General features: G+C 55.7%; 16 protein-coding genes. 5 read left to right on the forward strand and 11 right to left on the reverse strand.

The features are described 5' to 3' along the window. Positions 1 to 804 carry an IclR family transcriptional regulator domain-containing protein gene (locus GOB93_RS17205; protein ID WP_173584720.1) on the reverse strand — a complete coding sequence of 268 codons (804 nt, stop codon included), beginning with the start codon at positions 802 to 804 and terminating at the stop codon, positions 1 to 3. 51 nt (positions 805 to 855) lie between these two features. Continuing rightward, positions 856 to 1,743 (reverse strand): helix-turn-helix domain-containing protein, encoded by an 888-nt coding sequence (locus GOB93_RS17210; RefSeq protein WP_173584721.1) that lies wholly within the window; start codon positions 1,741 to 1,743, stop codon positions 856 to 858. 229 nt (positions 1,744 to 1,972) lie between these two features. On the opposite strand from GOB93_RS17210, the gene pcaH reads away from it, so the two are divergent. From pcaH to GOB93_RS17235, 5 genes are all read left to right on the forward strand, one after another. Further along, on the forward strand, positions 1,973 to 2,677 hold the full coding sequence (gene pcaH / locus GOB93_RS17215; RefSeq protein WP_173584737.1) for a protocatechuate 3,4-dioxygenase subunit beta: 705 nt from the start codon (positions 1,973 to 1,975) through the stop codon (positions 2,675 to 2,677). Next, entirely contained in the window at positions 2,674 to 3,273 is a 600-nt protein-coding gene (gene pcaG / locus GOB93_RS17220; protein WP_173584722.1) for a protocatechuate 3,4-dioxygenase subunit alpha, read from the forward strand. Before pcaH ends, pcaG begins: the two co-directional genes overlap by 4 nt. Then, positions 3,266 to 4,663: a 3-carboxy-cis,cis-muconate cycloisomerase gene (gene pcaB, locus GOB93_RS17225; RefSeq protein WP_173584723.1), complete on the forward strand. Its 1,398-nt coding sequence runs from the start codon at positions 3,266 to 3,268 to the stop codon at positions 4,661 to 4,663. Before pcaG ends, pcaB begins: the two co-directional genes overlap by 8 nt. Further along, complete coding sequence (pcaDC, locus tag GOB93_RS17230; protein ID WP_173584724.1) at positions 4,654 to 5,823, forward strand: bifunctional 3-oxoadipate enol-lactonase/4-carboxymuconolactone decarboxylase PcaDC; 1,170 nt, start codon at positions 4,654 to 4,656, stop codon at positions 5,821 to 5,823. The genes pcaB and pcaDC overlap by 10 nt, the downstream gene beginning before the upstream one ends. 126 nt (positions 5,824 to 5,949) lie before the next feature. Next, a complete protein-coding gene (locus GOB93_RS17235; protein ID WP_173584725.1) occupies positions 5,950 to 6,777 on the forward strand; it encodes a shikimate dehydrogenase family protein in 828 nt (275 codons plus the stop codon). Positions 6,778 to 6,910: 133 nt separating this feature from the next. On the opposite strand, the gene pckA is transcribed toward GOB93_RS17235, so the two are convergent. From pckA to GOB93_RS17280, 9 genes are all read right to left on the reverse strand, one after another. Further along, on the reverse strand, positions 6,911 to 8,530 hold the full coding sequence (gene pckA, locus GOB93_RS17240; protein WP_173584726.1) for a phosphoenolpyruvate carboxykinase (ATP): 1,620 nt from the start codon (positions 8,528 to 8,530) through the stop codon (positions 6,911 to 6,913). 141 nt (positions 8,531 to 8,671) lie between these two features. After that, positions 8,672 to 10,561 carry a bifunctional sugar phosphate isomerase/epimerase/4-hydroxyphenylpyruvate dioxygenase family protein gene (locus tag GOB93_RS17245; protein ID WP_173584727.1) on the reverse strand — a complete coding sequence of 630 codons (1,890 nt, stop codon included), beginning with the start codon at positions 10,559 to 10,561 and terminating at the stop codon, positions 8,672 to 8,674. A gap of 37 nt (positions 10,562 to 10,598) precedes the next feature. Further along, positions 10,599 to 11,354 (reverse strand): type I 3-dehydroquinate dehydratase, encoded by a 756-nt coding sequence (gene aroD, locus GOB93_RS17250; RefSeq protein WP_173584728.1) that lies wholly within the window; start codon positions 11,352 to 11,354, stop codon positions 10,599 to 10,601. Continuing rightward, positions 11,348 to 12,175: a sugar phosphate isomerase/epimerase family protein gene (locus GOB93_RS17255; protein WP_173584729.1), complete on the reverse strand. Its 828-nt coding sequence runs from the start codon at positions 12,173 to 12,175 to the stop codon at positions 11,348 to 11,350. Before GOB93_RS17255 ends, aroD begins: the two co-directional genes overlap by 7 nt. Next, complete coding sequence (locus GOB93_RS17260; protein WP_173584730.1) at positions 12,175 to 13,005, reverse strand: shikimate dehydrogenase; 831 nt, start codon at positions 13,003 to 13,005, stop codon at positions 12,175 to 12,177. Before GOB93_RS17260 ends, GOB93_RS17255 begins: the two co-directional genes overlap by 1 nt. Further along, positions 13,002 to 14,393, reverse strand: a complete 1,392-nt coding sequence (locus tag GOB93_RS17265; protein WP_173584731.1) for an MFS transporter — start codon at positions 14,391 to 14,393, stop codon at positions 13,002 to 13,004. The genes GOB93_RS17260 and GOB93_RS17265 overlap by 4 nt, the downstream gene beginning before the upstream one ends. 119 nt (positions 14,394 to 14,512) lie before the next feature. After that, positions 14,513 to 15,718, reverse strand: coding sequence for a 3-oxoadipyl-CoA thiolase (gene pcaF / locus GOB93_RS17270; RefSeq protein ID WP_173584732.1), 1,206 nt, complete (start codon positions 15,716 to 15,718; stop codon positions 14,513 to 14,515). Beyond that, positions 15,711 to 16,373: a 3-oxoacid CoA-transferase subunit B gene (locus GOB93_RS17275; protein ID WP_173584733.1), complete on the reverse strand. Its 663-nt coding sequence runs from the start codon at positions 16,371 to 16,373 to the stop codon at positions 15,711 to 15,713. The genes pcaF and GOB93_RS17275 overlap by 8 nt, the downstream gene beginning before the upstream one ends. 2 nt (positions 16,374 to 16,375) lie before the next feature. Continuing rightward, positions 16,376 to 17,077, reverse strand: coding sequence for a 3-oxoacid CoA-transferase subunit A (locus GOB93_RS17280; RefSeq protein WP_173584734.1), 702 nt, complete (start codon positions 17,075 to 17,077; stop codon positions 16,376 to 16,378). Positions 17,078 to 17,492 lie beyond the last annotated feature (415 nt).

Below are 17,492 nucleotides of genomic sequence, written 5' to 3' on the forward strand. Positions count from 1 at the left end.
TCAGGCTCCCCGTTGCTGATGCTGCAGGGCATTACCGAGCGCGGCTGCCGCTTCCGTTACTGCGGGCACAATAGTACGTCGCAGCACGCGGAGCGGCGTACGAGTGGCCTGGGTGCTGATATTCAGCGCAGCCACGACACTTCCGTCATGTCCGGACACAGGTGCCGCAACGGACCGGAGGCCCGGTTCCAGTTCCTGATCCTGGAGGCAATAGCCATCAGCCCGGATTTCATCCAGCAACGTATTAAGCGTTTTGTGGTCAGTTGTTGTCCTGAAGGTCCGGGCATCAAGCTTTTCCGGAATATGACGACGACGTTCAGCCTCAGGCAGGGCAGCAAGCAGCACACGCCCCATGGACGTACACCATGCAGGGAGTTTTGCACCGACCCTCAGATCCACAGCAAGAATGCGACGGATTTCAGAACGCGCGATGTAGAGAATGTCCGTTCCATCCAGAATCGCCAGTGAAGCGCTTTCACCCAGAGTATGGCTGAGCCTGTCGAGAATTGGCTGGGCAAGCCGGGGAAGCGGCATATCTGCCACGCGGGCTGAAAGATCAAGAACGCGGGGCGTGGGCTGAAACAGCCGGCCGTTCTGCACGACATATCCGGTGGCCACCAGGGTGAGGAGCGCCCGGCGCGCGGCAGCGCGTGGAAGGTCCGTCTCACGGGCGACATCTGAAAGAGAAAGCCCCTCGGGAGCAGCGGCGCAGGCCCGCAGGACATCAAGACCCCGCGCAAGGGCCGTCACGAAATCCCGGCTTTCGGTCACGTCGTCCGCAGAGGTGCTGGGGTCCCTTTTCATATCATTGTTTCTGCCCGAGAAGCCCGGCTGTCGCAAGCAAACCGGACTATATCATTTTGTGTCTCGTTCATCCCTGAATGCGCGAATAGTCGTGCCCTCCCGCGCACGGAACCAGCGCGAGAAATAGGCCGGATCGCTGAAACCCAGTCGATCGGCGATATCGGCAGCGCTCATGCCGGAAAAAAGCAGGAGCCGACGGGACTCGGCTGCAATCCGGCTCTGAATTATCTCATGGGGTGATGGCTGCCCCATGCGCTTGCAGGCGCGTCGCAGCGTACGTTCCGTCGTGCGCAACACATCCAGATAGGCGCTGACCGGAGCATGAGAAGCGAAATCCCGTTCGACAAGGGCATGGAACCGTTTGACGAGTTCGGCATCACGGCGCGAGGGAACAGGTGTGTTTGCTGAACGCAGAAGGCGGAAGATCGTCGCCAGAATAAGTTGCGCGAGTGCCTCCGTGACCGTTCCGGTCGCCTGGTCAGGCATGGCAGGCTGATAGCGTGCAAAGGTAATCAGACGGTCGAATTCGGAAAGATCCGTATCCCCCGCCATTGATGCCGCGAACAGGGGCGCCGCTTCCGGACAGCGCATTCTGAACGTGAAGACGTGACCATGGCCCAGCGTTATCACATAGCCGCGTGTCCGCGGATGATAGGCGAGGGAATGGACATGCCGGGCCGGAATCCACACGAAACCAGGGGAAGAAAGTTCGTGGCTCACCCCATCCAGCTCAACTGTACAGCCGCCGGTGGAAAGAAGGAAAAGCTGAAACATGGAGGCATGGCTGTGCCGGCGAACACGCCAGTTCACAGGACGGGAACGAACTTCCAGCGATTCAATGTCCAGAAAGTCCCGAAGACCTTCATGGCCAATGATGTCGTGGATCTGAAAAGGATCCTGATCATCGCGAGAAGAATGAGGCGTTTTTCTGTTTTCCATGAAAGGGATCGCATTGTCGTGAGGTGTCCGGAAAGTGCAACTTTGTACGCGTTTGTACATCGACGCCAGCCGGCCCGATCATGCAGTCTGCCTCAGTCACTCACGATCCTCTGTCGGATCGGAAATGCCGATGAGACCGCCGGTCACAATGCCATGCACAACGCCCTTCGCATCCATCCCGGTCAGAAGCGTGGCGGTGAAGACGGTCCGGAGCAAAAAGGAAAAAACAATGGATGTGCTCCAGTATTCCCCACAGGCTCTCTCCGAGCCACCTTCATTCGCCCCCGGATATGTCAGCACAGTCGCCCGTTCACCCCGCAAGCCACTCGTGCGGATTCCGCAGACCCTGACAGAGGTGACCGGCCCGGCAGATTTTGGCGAGCGCCTCCTCCGTGCACCGGTCCATGACATGACCCAGGAAGGAAAAGGTGAGCCGCTTGGCGAACGTATCATTGTCTCCGGTCGTGTGCTTGATGATCGCGGTCATCCCGTTCCCAACACGGTGGTTGAAGTCTGGCAGTGCAATTCTGCCGGTCGCTATGTCCACAAGAAAGATCAGCATGATGCGCCGCTTGATCCCAATTTTACCGGGCAGGGTCGCGTGGTGACAGACGAAGAAGGCCGCTATCGCTTCGTCACCATCAAACCGGGCGCCTATCCATGGCGTAATCACTATAATGCATGGCGCCCGGCTCATATTCATTTCTCTCTTTTCGGCCCATGCTTTGCCACGCGTCTGATTACGCAGATGTATTTTCCCGGTGACCCGCTGATTGATATTGATCCCATTGCCTGCGCCGTGCCGTCGGAAGCGCGTAACCGCATGGTATCCCGGTTTGATATCGACACGACCGAAAACGAATGGGCACTCGGCTATGTCTTTGACATCGTCCTGCGGGGCCGGAATGCGACGCCGATGGAGAATCCACAATGAGCGACACCCTTGTTTCTGAAGTGCGGCCTTTGACGCCCTGGCAGACGGTCGGCCCCTTCTTCCATTACGCACTTCCCTGGGAGGGTGGAGAAAACCTTCTGCGCGAAGGCGTGCAGGGAGAGCGGATCATCATCAGGGGCCGGGTTCTGGACGCGATGGATCAGCCCGTCAGCGACGCCATGGTTGAGATCTGGCAGGCCAGCAGCAGCGGACGTTACGATCATCCGGAAGACAACCGCACAGAAGTGCCCGCCGATCCGGCTTTCATCGGATTTGGCCGGTGCCCGACAAACGAAGACGGCGTCTTCACATTTCATACCGTCCGTCCCGGACCGGTACCAGGACCGGGGAATACGGAACAGGCGCCGCATATCGCGATCGGTCTGTTCGGCCGCGGACTTCTCAGACGTCTCGTGACCCGTCTCTACTTCCCGGAATCCGAAGCCAACGCACACGACCCGATCCTGGATCTCGTGGGACCGGAACGCGCGGATACGCTGATTGCGAAACGGGATGAAGAGAACAGCGGCGTACCGACCTACTGGTTTGATATCCATATTCAGGGCGAGAATGAAACCGTGTTCTTCGATGTCTGACGCCCGCTTCGAGACCGCCGGAACCGGGAGTGACATTCTGCTGGACGGCATGTTCACGACGCAGGCCGTTTCCGCCGCACTTGATGATCAGGCGCGACTGCGGACCATGATGGCGTTCGAAGTCGCCCTGGCTGAAGCAGAAGCAGCCCTCGATATCATTCCTGTCCAGGCCGCCCGGCACATTGCCTTCTGTGCCCGGCCGGAAGGGATAAATGTGCCAGCTCTTGCGGCCGCGGCCGCCCGGGCAGGGAATATTGCCATCCCGTTTGTGGCCGCTTTTACCGCCATGGTCGCCAGAGAGAACTCTGAAGCCGCGCGCTATGTCCATTGGGGCGCGACAAGTCAGGACGTGATCGACACGGCCACGATCCTGCAACTGCAGGAGGCTGTCATGGCCATCAGAGCCGACCTGCAGCGCCTCGAACAGACTCTGGCAGGGATCACGAAGGATCACATCGGAACCGTGCTGCCGGGCAGAACCTGGCTCCAGCACGCGGTGCCCACTACATTCGGCCTGAAGGCCGCGGGCTGGCTCACCGCTGTCACGCGGGCGCGCTGGCACCTGGAAGCAGCCGTGGCGCAGGCCTCCTGCGTGCAGTTCGGTGGCGCTGCCGGCACGCTCGCATCCCTTGACGGGCGGGGCATCGAGGTCGCTGCTGAACTGGCCCGGCGTCTGAAGCTGGGTGTGCCGCCGTTGCCATGGCATACGCTGCGCAGTGATCTGGCCGCGTGCGGCAGTGCCCTCGGCATACTCTGCGGCGCACTTGGCAAGCTGGCCCGTGATCTCTCCCTGATGATGCAGACGGAAATCGCTGAAACACTGCCTCCCGGGGGCAAGGGGCAGGGCGGCTCGTCAACCATGCCCCACAAGCGCAATCCTGTTGGCTGCGCGATAGCACTCTCGGTGGCGACGCAGGCTCCCGGTCTGGTAGCCACGCTGCTCTCCGCCATGGTGCAGGAACATGAGCGCGGCCTCGGTGGCTGGCACGCGGAATGGCAGACCCTGCCGGCGCTGCTGCGTCTGACCAGCGCCTCTGCGGCACAGATGGCGGACACGGTCGAAGCAATGGAGATATGTCCCGATGCCATGCGGAATGATCTGGGAAAGACCCGCGGACTGATGATGGCGGAAGCCGTCAGTATGGAGCTTGCGAACCGACTGGGACGGGAAGCTGCTCATCACCTGCTCCAGCAACTGACCCGAACCGCCGTAAAGCGTAACGTGACGCTCGATACGGTGCTTCGGGAAGATGACCGGGTCACGGCCATCCTGTCGCCGGACGACATCAGTCGTCTCATGAATCCGGCGGGTTATCTCGGAAACGCCCGTGCCTTCTGCATCCGTGCCCTGGAAGCATGGCGTAATGGAGGAAATGAGGAATGTTCATAAAGCTTCCTGATCTGAACGTAAATGTCCGGATCGATGGTCCCCCCGGTGCGCCAGTGCTGCTGCTCCTTCATTCATTGGGCACATCCTCGGATATCTGGGACGGCCTGATCGGCGGCCTTTCCCGCCGCTATCGTGTGATCCGTCCGGATATGCGCGGGCATGGTCTGACCAGTGTGTCACCAGGGCCGTATACGATTGAGGGTCTGGCGGGAGACGCATTTGCTCTCATGGATGCCCTCTCGATCGAACATGCACATGTCGCCGGCGTTTCCATCGGCGGGCTGATCGCTCAGAGCATGGCGCTGAGTGATCCGGAACGCGTCTTATCTCTGACACTGATCGATACAGCCGCGGTTTTTCCCACCAGTTCATCCTGGAATGAAAGAGCGGCAACAGTCCGGTCCGGCGGTCTTCATGACATGGGCGACGCTGTCATGAGCCGGTGGGTCACGCCAGCCTGCATGGACACGCCGGCCGCACTCGGTCTGCGACAGATCTTTCTGCGCACCGACCCGGAGGGATATGCAGCAGCCTGTGAAGCGCTGGCCCAGTGTGATCTCTCCAAAGACATCGGAAATATCAGGCAACCAACTTTGGTGCTGGTAGGCGAGGATGATCCTTCTACACCTGTTTCCGTCGCCCGGGATCTCGCCGGAACCATCCCGTCAGCCCGGATGACGGTTATACCACAGGCATCCCATATCCCGACAGTCGAACAGCCGGAAGCGATCGCCGAAGCCCTTCTGACATTCCTCGCCGGAGAGCCAGAGGACAGTCATCCCCCAGATCTTTACAGCCGGGGAATGGACGTACGCCGCGCTGTCCTGGGAGCGGAACATGTCGCGCGCTCAACAGAACGCATGACGGATTTCGACCAGTATTTCCAGACCTTCATCACACGTACCGCCTGGGGGCAGGTGTGGTCGCGCCCAAACTTCGACCGAAGAACACGTTCAGTCATAACCCTGGCTCTGCTCGCAGCACTGGGCTGTGAGGAAGAATTCGCCCTGCATGTCCGGGCGTCCCGCAATACGGGATGTTCTTCGGAGGATATCGCCGAACTGCTGCTTCATGTCGCCGTCTATGCCGGGATACCGCGAGCAAACAGCGCCATACGGTGCGCGAAAGAAATTCTTGCTGAGAATCACAGCAAAAAATGATTATGGAAGAAGAAACCTTCTTATCTGCCACGCTGATCGAATATGCGGTTCCTGTTTCGATAAATAACAGGGCAAGAGGTGAAACATAAGGAAGTTACAGATGAAAAATACAAATAAGGTATAGATATGCTCTGGAAAATTGACGGTAATACAAAAATTTATCCCATTGTTGGCGATCCCATCTCTCAGGTAAAATCGCCACAGGGCATGTCGGAAGGATTTCGTGAGCGCGGTGTCAATGCGCTTTGCATCCCGGCCCATGTCTGCCCGAACGGTTTTCCACTGTTCGGGCAGATGCTTCTGTCGATGCAGAATATTCCGGGCTTTATCGCAACCATTCCTCATAAATTCGCCACACATGATCTCTGCCGGGTGCTGAGTCCTCGCGCAGACATACTGGGTGTGGCCAACGTCGCCCGCCGTCTGCCTGACGGAGGCTGGTATGGCGACATGCTTGACGGAGAAGCCTTTCTCCAGGCGTTGCGAAATGCCGGTGCAAAGCCGGAAGGTGCATCAGCTCTTCTGACAGGAGCTGGTGGGGCGGGCAGCGCTATTGCTTACGCGCTTCTGAACGCTGGTGTCACGGAACTTGGCATTTATGATCCTGACCGAGAGCGCCTCGAAAATCTCATTCGGCGCCTGGAACATGGCGGCATGACGGCGCAGGCCCGAGTCCGGGCGGTTTCCTCACCCGATGCACATGGATTTTCCCTGGTGTGCAATGCAAGTCCCGCCGGAATGAAGCCCGATGACCCGCTTCCCGTACCCAGGGAGAGTCTGCAGGCGGATATGGTTGTCGGTGACGTGATCACCGAGCCGGTCGTAACGCCGCTGATTGCCGCAGCCCTCGAAAAAGGCTGCCATACGGCAACGGGCATCGACATGTTTCATTTTGTCAGAGATTTTATGCTGGATTTTTTCGTCGAAAGTCTTCCGGGACAGGAGGCTGCATAATCCTCCGGTTATCGCGCTCATACAGTAACGGAAGTCAGACTGCCAAATCTGCTGATACGGCTGGCACCATGCAGCGAAACCACGACCGGCATGGTCCTCGCCGCATTCAGGCCGGATCTTACGTCAGGATCTGTCAGCGCGCTGCCCGATCCATCCATGCGCGCGCCACAACCTGCACGGCTTTCGGAGCACCAGCCTCCATCGAGCGGAAATTGTCCACAAAACGTGCCACCAGCCCGCGTGCGGTTCGCGCATAAGCGGCTTTATCTTCCCAGGCATTTTCCGGATCAGGAAGATCATCCGGAACACCAGGCACACTGACCGGAATCATGAGACCAAAATGAGGTTCGACACGGAATGAGGCGTGGTCCAGATCGCCATTGAGCACAGCGTCCACCAGCGCCCGTGTATGCGCCAGCCTGATCCGTGTTCCGGTCCCGTAAATGCCTCCGGTCCAGCCTGTATTCAAAAGCCAGCAGGTCACGTTCTGCTCCGACAGGAATGTCTCAAGCTGCCGGGCGTAGGTCTGGGGCGTCCGCGGAAGAAAGGGGGCGCCGAAACAGGCGCTGAATGTCGCCTGTGGTTCCTTGCCCAGGCCTTTTTCTGTTCCGGAAATCCGGGCGGTGTAACCCGACATGAACTGATAAGCCGCTTCCGCCGGATTCAGCCGTGAAATGGGCGGAAGCACGCCGAAAGCATCTGCCGTCAGCATAATGACGTGACGTGGTTTTCCGGCTCTGCCGCTGAGACGGGCATTGGGTACATAGTCAATCGGATAGCATGACCGTGTATTTTCCGTGAGAGACCCGTCATCAAACCGAGGTACGCGGTCATCATCCAGGATGACATTTTCAAGGACAGCTCCAAAACGGTTGGAAGCCGCCCATATTTCCGGTTCGGCTTCCCTGCTCAGATTGATGACTTTTGCGTAACAGCCACCTTCGAAATTGAAGACACCGTCCTGTCCCCAGCCGTGCTCATCATCACCGATAAGCTGTCTGCGAGAATTGGCCGAAAGTGTTGTCTTGCCAGTACCCGACAGACCAAAAAATAACGCGACATCCTCATTCTCACCCACATTGGCAGAACAGTGCATCGGGAGAACGTTCTGAGAAGGCAGCAGCCAGTTCATGACCGTGAAGATGGCTTTCTTGATTTCTCCGGCATATTCGGTGCCGGCGATGACGATCAGCCTTTGCCCGAAGGACAGAAGAACTCCGGTTTCAGACCGCGTTCCATGTACGGCCGGTTGCATCCGGAATTCCGGAGCGTGCAGAATAACATAATCCGGCTCGAACCGCTCAAGTTCGTCTTTGCCGGGGCGGATAAACATATTGCGGGCAAAAAGGGCGTTCCAGGCATGAGTGGTCACAACCCGTACGCGGATACGATGAGCAGGATCAGCACCGGCATAGAGATCCTGAACAAAAAGATCCTGTTTCGCGAGCCACGCCCTGACATCCTGACCTGCCTGTCTGAATTTTTCCGGCTCAAGAGAAGCGTTGGTGTCTCCCCACCAGACATCCGCTTCACTATCTGGTTCCCTTACAATGAATTTATCCCGTACGGACCTGCCTGTATGTTCGCCTGTAAGAGCGACAACAGCGCCACTGTCGGAAAGTTTTGCTTCATTACGCCGAATTGCATGCTCCACAAGCGCAGCACAGCTCAGATTTGCCCACACGGAGCTCTCTGCTTCGATACCTGTTCCACTGAGTTCTCTGAAAAACTGTTCTGACCCTGCTTTCTTCATACCGGCTTCCCCGATTTGTGTTTTTATTTTATTTTCGGGCAATATAACATTACCAGCGATAATCAGGAAAAAGATTTTTGTTTCCTGACATAAGCGCAGTCTGATAACGAATTGCACGCAATTTTTCTGTCAGATCTTCTTTTATGTAAGCAGCGCGGAAGCCTCTTCTGTCTCGCCGGCGAGACGTTGCGCTGTCAGCCTGACCTGCGTATTGGCAGCTCCATAACCGGCGTAACCTCCGGTGCGCTGCACTATTTCAAAGAAAAACATCTTGTCGATAGCCCTTGAAAATATCTGATAAAATTCTCCACCTGTCTCGTCACAGTCATAAAGAATATTTCTCTCCGAAAGAGAAGTTATCAGCGCATCACTCAGATCAAAGCGGGCCTGCAGATCGTCATAATAGTTTTTCCCTATCCGAAGAACCGGAAAACCTCTTTCTTTGAGATCATCTGCAAAAGAGAAAATATCATCTGTTTCCAGCGCAAGGTGCTGGTATCCCGACCCCATGAATTTTTTCTCGAAACGCGATGCAAGTGTGCGCCCGCCCAGCGCACCGTTCAGTGTCAGACGTAAAGATGCCCTTCTGTTTTCCAGAGCCTGACTCTGTACGACACCTCCCGGATCAATAAGATCGACTTCCTCGCATGGCCGAAGGTCGAACAAACTCGTCCAGTAAAGCACCCAGGACAAAAATTCATCATACCGCACAACAGAGGCTAAATGATCAAAAGATATGATTTTTTTTCGACCATCTCCTTTTACCGGATCATTTATTTCGAACTCCTTTTCCAGAAGTTCTCTCATTATGCCGTCATCAAGGAGATAAATCAGACTACCTCCGATCCCCCGTATCGCCGGAACAGAATACTGTGCCAGACTGCCGGAGCTTTCGTCAGCCGGCTTCATACCAAGACTGACAGCGCGGTCAGCTGCTGCTTTACGATCAGCAACCTGTACGCCTATGGCGCACAGGGAGTTACCATGTACCAGACCGTAACTGCCGGCAAAAGATTCTGTCTCATGATTCAGAATGATCGGAAGACCCTCTGAGCTTTGCCAGAGATCTATGTCTCTTTTTTTGTGTGAACCAGTTTTACGAAAACCGATTGCCTCAATCATTTCAGAGAAATCATTTCTTCTGAAACTCGTTGTTGAAAATTCAACAAACCGAAGGGCAGCTTCAGAACGCGGAGGTAATATCCCTTCGCCTGTAAGAAGACGACGAGCATCATCTCGCACAGCTACCAGTGACCGATGACCATCAGTCGCGATCGTCCCTGAGAGACCGGCACGAAAACGATCGTTAAAAATCTCCAGAGACAGAGGGCCGTCATAGCCGATCTGCATCAGTGCAGCGACCCACTCCGTGACCGGAAGACCGCCCTGCAACGGCATGCAGCGAAAATGCCGGCTCCACTGCAGCAGATCCATGTTCATGAGTGGTGCATCGGCCATCTGAACGAGGAATATCTTTTCAGGATCAAGGTCATTCAGAGATGACGGTGGAATTTTTCGGGCCAGAGAATGGAAACTGTCCAGAATAATTCCTACGGAAGGCAGATCGACGTCAGCGACAATTGCGGCGACCTGCCGGTGATCGTTGATATGGCGCCCCCACGCAAGGGCCTCGTATCCTATCCGCAGGCCACGCCGGGCAGCACGCTCTCCAAGCTCCCTGAAATCATCAACGATCCTGCCATGGTCACCATCCGCTTCTTTCAGAGTTGTCGAGCAGACCAGGAGCAGATCTGTTCCCATTTCCTGCATCAGGTCGAATTTATGTTCCGCACGACTGAACGCCCTGCGCCGCGCATCACCTGTCAGTCCTTCAAAATTCCGAAACGGCTGGTAAAGAATGTTTCGCAATCCAAGATCATTCATCAGCATACGCACATCGGCAGCGGAGAGCTCAGAAGAGACGAAATCGTTTTCGAAGATCTCAGCTGCTGTAAAACCAGCTTCAGCGATTGCTTCAAGCTTTTCCCGAAGCGTACCTCCCAAAGAAACAGTCGCAATCGCATCCAGCATTCTATACTCCTGCCACCCGGGGTTGTTGAATATCCGATCAGGCTGACCCCGATGCCTCTGATATTATTGTCAGAACATCCCGCATGGGGCCAAGTTGCATCTGCCCTGGCGCAGATCCATGTCCGGCCGCAGCGAAGGTGGCAATGGAGCCAAACACACCACCGATCAGACGCGACACGGCTCCGAGCCTGCCCATCGACATGGTAATCAGAGGTGTATCCGGATAAAGTTCTTTCATGGCAGCAGTTGCCGACAGGAGGCGCAGAACATCATCCGGTCTGAGCGGCATAACAGCCATTTTAACGATATCAGGACTCGTCTGTTTCATGACAACGAGTTTTTCAAGAAGACGATCTTCAGAGTCGGTTTTTTGAAAGTCGTGTGTAGATAGTATAGTTTTCATACCATACACCCGGGCAGATCCGAGGATGTTATCCACAACACTTCTGCCCCGATTGTATTCGACATCGATATAAGAAGCGCAGCCAGCTTTCGCGATATCGCATTTCAGGGCAACATATTCAGCATCCGTAATGGATGCTTCACCACCTTCTGCATGTGTCCGAAATGTAGCAATGAGCGGCTTTTCACCCAGAATATCTTTTGCTGTCCTGCAAAGCTGGACAAGCCCGTCCACAGTCATATCCGGCCACATATAATCGAGGCGCAGTTCAATGATGTCCGTCCTGTGGTCTTTCGAAAGCCGCCGGATAAAATGAACAGCCTCTTCAGGCGTCCTGCAGGTGACCGGACAAATCACAGCCGGTATTTCACCCTGCATACTGGTCAGCATGATGAAAACTCCATCACTTCAAAACATCGTGTCGCTGCCCGGGAGACGTGAAGGGCGCCAGCCTCAGCACCTCTTTCTGCAGTCATCCGTTCAAGAGGCACTTCAAGACTGACGGGAATTTCAGCTGGCATTGCCGTAATCAGGGAATGTAGCGGAAGGGCACCTTCTCCCGGTGCCAGGCGCTCAGCACGGGCCTCCCGGAGACGTCCTTCCAGATCGTCTGCGCCATGCGCCGGTCCATCACACAGATGAAGAAAAGGCAGCACGGCAGAGTTCAGACCCTGAAGATCCGAAAAGCTGCTGCCTGAGCGGAAGAAATGCAGGGCGTCCACCAGGATACCACCATTTTCCGGTGATCCGGCCTGCTTACGCAATGCCAAAGCCTCTGCAAGATTCGGCACGACGGTCCAGGGAAAGAATTCAAGGACCACACCGAGCCCATAACTGGCAGACAAGGCACAGATTTCGGCAAATCTGTCGGCCATCCTGGACAGATCAGGATCGTAGGGCGCCACGATCAGGCGCGATGCTCCGAGTTCCGCACCAGTGGCACAGAACCGGTCAAGCGACTGCACATTCAGATCGGGTTCCAGTTTCACGAATTCAATGTCATGAACCCGGATACCTGTTTCGGACATTGCTGCACGTGTTTCACGTAACATGACAGCATCGTCCATCAGAGGATAACCCGGACTTTGCGGCGTCACGCGGATCAGACGAAGTCCCACACTCTGATAGCCGGTACGGGAGGCAACACGGATCATTTCCGGTGGAGGGAGAGAGATAACCGTCAGATGCGCCAGGGAGAGTTCCCGTTTCATCAGTCAAACTCCTTTAGCATCCGCTCCCTGTCGGGCCTGAGGCCGGTAAACAGCTCGAACGCATCAGCAGCCTGGAAGACCGCCATACCGACGCCGCTAACTGTGGGACATCCTTTTGCTCGTGCCTGAGCAAGGAGTTCGGTTTCCCTGGGGAAATAAATCACTTCGGAAAACCATTGCTCAGACGAAAGAAGATCCGGTGAAAATGGCACTCCTGGATGTGTGGACATGCCAATGGGCGATGTCTGGACCACGCCGGAAGCGCCTGTGATCGCATCCTCCACCCGGCTCACTGCACTGACACGCGTTTCAGGAAACAGTTTCTGCAGCCGCTCAGCAAGAGCAGTTGCACGTGCTCTGTCAACGTCGAAAAGCTTCAGCTCTCTGGCACCAAGAGTCAGAAGAGCATATCCAACGGCCGATGCCGCACCGCCGGCACCGATCTGTCCGACCCGCTCAAGCGAGGCATCAGGGAGAGTTCTGCGGAAATTCGCCGCATAGCCTGACCAGTCGGTATTATGCCCGATATATTTTCCGTTCCGGAATACGACCGTATTGACAGCACCGATAGCCGAAGCTGCATCCGACAGTTCGTCAAGCAGCGGAATGACAGCCTGTTTATAAGGATGCGTAACATTGACGCCGTTATAATTGAAGCGTTTCAGCCATTGAAAAATAACCGGAAGGTCGGCTGCAGTGCCTTCCCACGCCGCCGTATCCACAACACGATAGACAAGAATTTCCCCAAGGTTTTTAGCCTCGCGTTCGTGCATTGCCGGGCTGCGGGAAGCCGCTATTCCTTCACCTACGAGACCACAAAGCCAGCTCATGGAACACTCCTTCCGGCAGAACGCTGGAGAACAGACATCGAAAAGACACAGATGATACAGATCACGAGAGGGATGCTGTATATCGGAAAAATATAGGAAATACGAACATGATTCTGAAGAAGAAGTCCACCGATATAGGGTCCTGCCACGGCGCCGATACGCCCTACGCCCATGGCCCAGCCCATACCGGTTGCCCGGACCTTCACCGGATAAAGGCTGGCGGCGAGCGGATAATGCCCGTTAAATCCACCTTGAAGAAAGATACCGATGAGAAAAGCGACAAACAGCATGACTGCAAGAGGCATTGTGATAGTACCGAATACAACCAGGGCCGTGGCTGCCAGAAACAGATAGAGCATTATTGTCCGGTGCAGCGTAAGGCGGATTGCAACGATGCCAATGGTCGCGCTGCCGAGAAACGCTCCGATATTGTAAAGTGCGCCGGCATAGATGCTATCCGATACCTCAAGGCCCGCCTCGACCGTCAGTTTCGGAATCCAGCTTATTATAAAATACAGTGTCATGAATCCGCTTATGATGGACGTCCACAAAAGAGCTGTTCGTGCGGCTCGTCCTTCCCGAAACAGGCCTCCGACCCCTGTATTTCGTGTTTCGACCGGAGCAGGCGGGGGCAGTTCGGTTGTCAGCGGAAGATGAAGACGACGCTCAATGGCCTGAATACGGTTCAATGCATTGCGCGGGCGCTTCTGAGCGAGAAACTCCATCGACTCCGGAAGAAAGAAAAACAAAGGCGGTATTGCGGAAGCAGAAAAAATACCTGCGCCGATCAAAAGCGCATTCCAGCTCCATGTATGTATCAGGGGCGCGACAATGAAACCCGTGATCGTCGCGGCAATAGGATAGCCGCCCTGTAGCATCGCTACCGCAAAATCATGATGTTTAGGCGGTGCATATTCGGCTGCAAGCGTGGCAATACCGGCCAGTGCAGCTCCGATTCCCGCACCTACACCGATACGCAATACAACAAGCTCTCCCATGGACGAGGCATAGCCGGAAGCGATCATACAGACGGCCATCAGGACGACGGAAAAAATAATGAGAGGTCGCCGGCCGGTTTTGTCAGAAAAGGGCGCAAGGACCAGGCCGCCAAACGCCATGCCTGCAAGGCCAGCACTAAAAACGACGCCGAGCTGTTCAGCGTTCAGATTAAGCCCTTTCGAAAGAGTGGGTGCAACATAGGAAAGCATCAGTACATCGACACCGTCGACCATGTTCACGCCGAAGCACAATGCGATGATGATCGTGCGCATGAACGTCCAGCCGGCAGGATCTCTGCTGCCGGTCGTCACCGAAGTCTGGTGATCATGTTTGTCACAATGCTCAGACGAAGTTGCCGGTGGTTGTTCATAAGGAATAGAGCCAGACATGCCAGCCTCCACAGGATGAGCAGGATCTTTCCGTCCTGTCTCTGTTATTTTTATTATTTATTCTGGATATTCTGAATCCGAATATTCTGAATCCGAAGGTAACTGGAAATGCCAGCCGGTCAGATGCGTTCGATCAGGGCTGCAATGCCCTGCCCGACACCAATGCACATCGTCACCAGTGCACGTCGCCCTCCACGCTGCTCGAGGCCATTAACCGCTGTCAGAGCAAGCCGCGCGCCGGACATGCCGAGCGGATGACCAAGGGCAATGGCACCGCCATGAGGATTGACCCTTTCACTGTCATCAGGCAATCCAAGACTGCGCAGGACAGCAAGGGACTGGCTTGCAAATGCTTCGTTCAGTTCGATGAGATCGACATCATCAAGAGACAGTCCTGTTTTTTTCAGAACGCGCTGAACGGCAGGTACCGGACCAATCCCCATAACGGCTGGTTCGACACCGGCTGTCGCCATCGCAATAACCCGGGCCCGCGGGGTCAGACCATGTTTTTTTGCGCCGACCTCGGTCGCAAGCAGCAGAGCTGCCGAGCCATCATTTACTCCCGATGCGTTTCCAGCCGTGACGGTCCCTCCGGTTTTGCGAAATGGCGCTCTCAGTTTCGAAAGCCTCTCAAGCGTGGTTTCCGGGCGCGGATGCTCATCGTCGCTGACCAGAACATCCGTTTTCCGGGTCCGAACTGTCACGGGAGAAATTTCGCGTGTAAAATAGCCCTCCTCCTGTGCGCGGGAAGTCTTTACCTGTGATGCGAAAGCAAAAACATCCTGATCTTCGCGTGTGATATTAAATCTCTCAGCAACATTTTCACCTGTTTCGGGCATGGAGTCGCATCCCCAGGCTTCCCGCATGGCCGGATTGATAAACCGCCACCCAATTGTTGTGTCGTAAAGAGCCGCTTCACGGGAGAAAGCTTCCGTCGCCTTTCCCTGCACGAATGGCGCACGTGACATGCTCTCAACACCGCCGGCAATCATCAGTTCGGCTTCGCCGCTGCGCAGGGCACGGGCGGCCTGTCCGACCGCATCAAGACCCGAACCACAGAGACGGTTGATGGTCGTGCCCGGTGTGCTGACGGGATATCCCGCCAGCAGAACTGCCATCCGCGCAACGTTACGATTGTCCTCGCCCGCCTGATTGGCGCATCCCATGAAGCAATCATCAAGAGCATCCCAGTCGACGCTGCTGTTTCGTTCACGCAGTACGCGCAGCGGGTGGGCCGCAAGATCGTCGGCGCGCACAGAGCTCAGGGCTCCGGCATAACGTCCGATCGGACTGCGCGTGAAATCGCAGATATAAGCTTCACGCATATTCCATTTCCTCAAACATCAGTCTGGCGCCGGTCTGTTTCTGCAAATCCTCGCGGCTCAGACCAGGCACCATCTCTCTCACGACAAACCGTCCTTCCGTGACATCAATGACCGCGAGATTGGTGTAAATCCTGCCGACGACACCTTGTGCGGTAAGCGGATAAGCGCAGCTTTCCACAAGTTTCGGTTTGCCATCACGGGTCGTATGCTCAGTGGCGACCCAGACACGCTTTGTTCCGACAGCCAGGTCCATTGCACCTCCGACAGCCGGTGCGCTGTCCTGCGCGGAAGTCGCCCAGTTTGCCAGATCACCGTTTGCAGATACTTCGAAGGCCCCCAATACGCACAGATCAAGATGTCCACCGCGAATGATCGCGAAACTGTCTGCGTGATGAAAAAAACTGCCCCCGGGACGCAGGGTGACATGCTGTTTTCCGGCGTTGATCAGCCACGGATCAATCTTGTCGGGATCAGGAGCCGGCCCAAATCCCAGAATGCCGTTCTCACTGTGCAGAATGACTTCACGGCCTTCGGGAATAGCATCTGCAATCAGCGTCGGGATCCCTATTCCAAGATTAACGTACCATCCCTCCGGGATATCCTGCGCTATACGTGCGGCGATTTGCTTACGGGAAAGAGGAGTAAAACCACTCATGATCAGCACATCCCTCCGGCGGTCTCATTGATTTGCGCATGGGTCGGAACAACAACCACCTGATCAACAAAGATCCCGGGCGTCACAACGGTTTCCGGATCGAGCATGCCGAGCGTCACCATTCCACAACTCTGGACAACAGTCCGGTCACCGGCCATGGCCATGACGGCGTTGAAGTTTCGCCCGCTTTCCCGATAGATGCAGTTTCCCATCCGGTCGGTTCTCCAGGCTTCGATAAGAGCCACGTCTGCGTGCAGTGCACGCTCCATGACATAGGTTCGTCCACTGAACTCACGGGTTTCCTTGCCTTCAGCCAGTCTGGTTCCGACAGTGGTAGCCGTGTAGAAGGCTGGAATTCCGGCTCCGGCGGCCCGTATGCGCTCCGCCAGCGTACCCTGAGGCACGATTTCGAGTTCCAGCTTTCCTGCAGAGAAGAGTTCCTCGAAGACAGTCGATCCCGCTGAACGGGGAAAAGAGCAGATAATTTTCCGGACATGGCCGGCTGCCATCAGCTTCGCCAGTCCGGTCATGCCGCTTCCTGCGTTATTGGCGATGATCGTGAGATCACGCGCACCCTGTGCGATCAGCCCCTCAATGAGCGCGTCAGGTTGTCCGACAGAGCCGAACCCTCCAACCATAATGGTGGAGCCGTCGCGCACATCGCCCAGAGCTTCTGCGATATTCCGAACCTCCTTGTCGATCATCTTTCCCCCGAAGTTTGTCTGTTTTCATTTGTTCGTCATGCGCACACATGGGCGTTTTACGCATAATAGTCAGCACCTTTACCCGGCAGACAGCAAGCACGAAAATGTTGCTCCCAATTATGTGATGCTCGTGAGTTCAATAACGGGCGCCTTCTGCCTACAGGTGGCTATGGCAATAATCCTGATGGCTAAAATGAGGATCGAGGTCATCTGTGTAAGGTGAAGGCTGCATAACTATGGATTTTTGGCATTTACGCTGCCTGCATCAGTCATTATAGCATGGCTATTCGAAAGAGTTCTCTAGGCTGAGGGCTCATAGATTTGAGTACGGAACACTGATTCAGGCTCTGTGAGGAGACTGGAAATGAGCGACCTGTACTGGCTGACGGACGAACAGATGGATCGTCTGCGGTCC

Source organism: Acetobacter musti (assembly GCF_011516835.1).
Classification (GTDB): domain Bacteria; phylum Pseudomonadota; class Alphaproteobacteria; order Acetobacterales; family Acetobacteraceae; genus Acetobacter; species Acetobacter musti.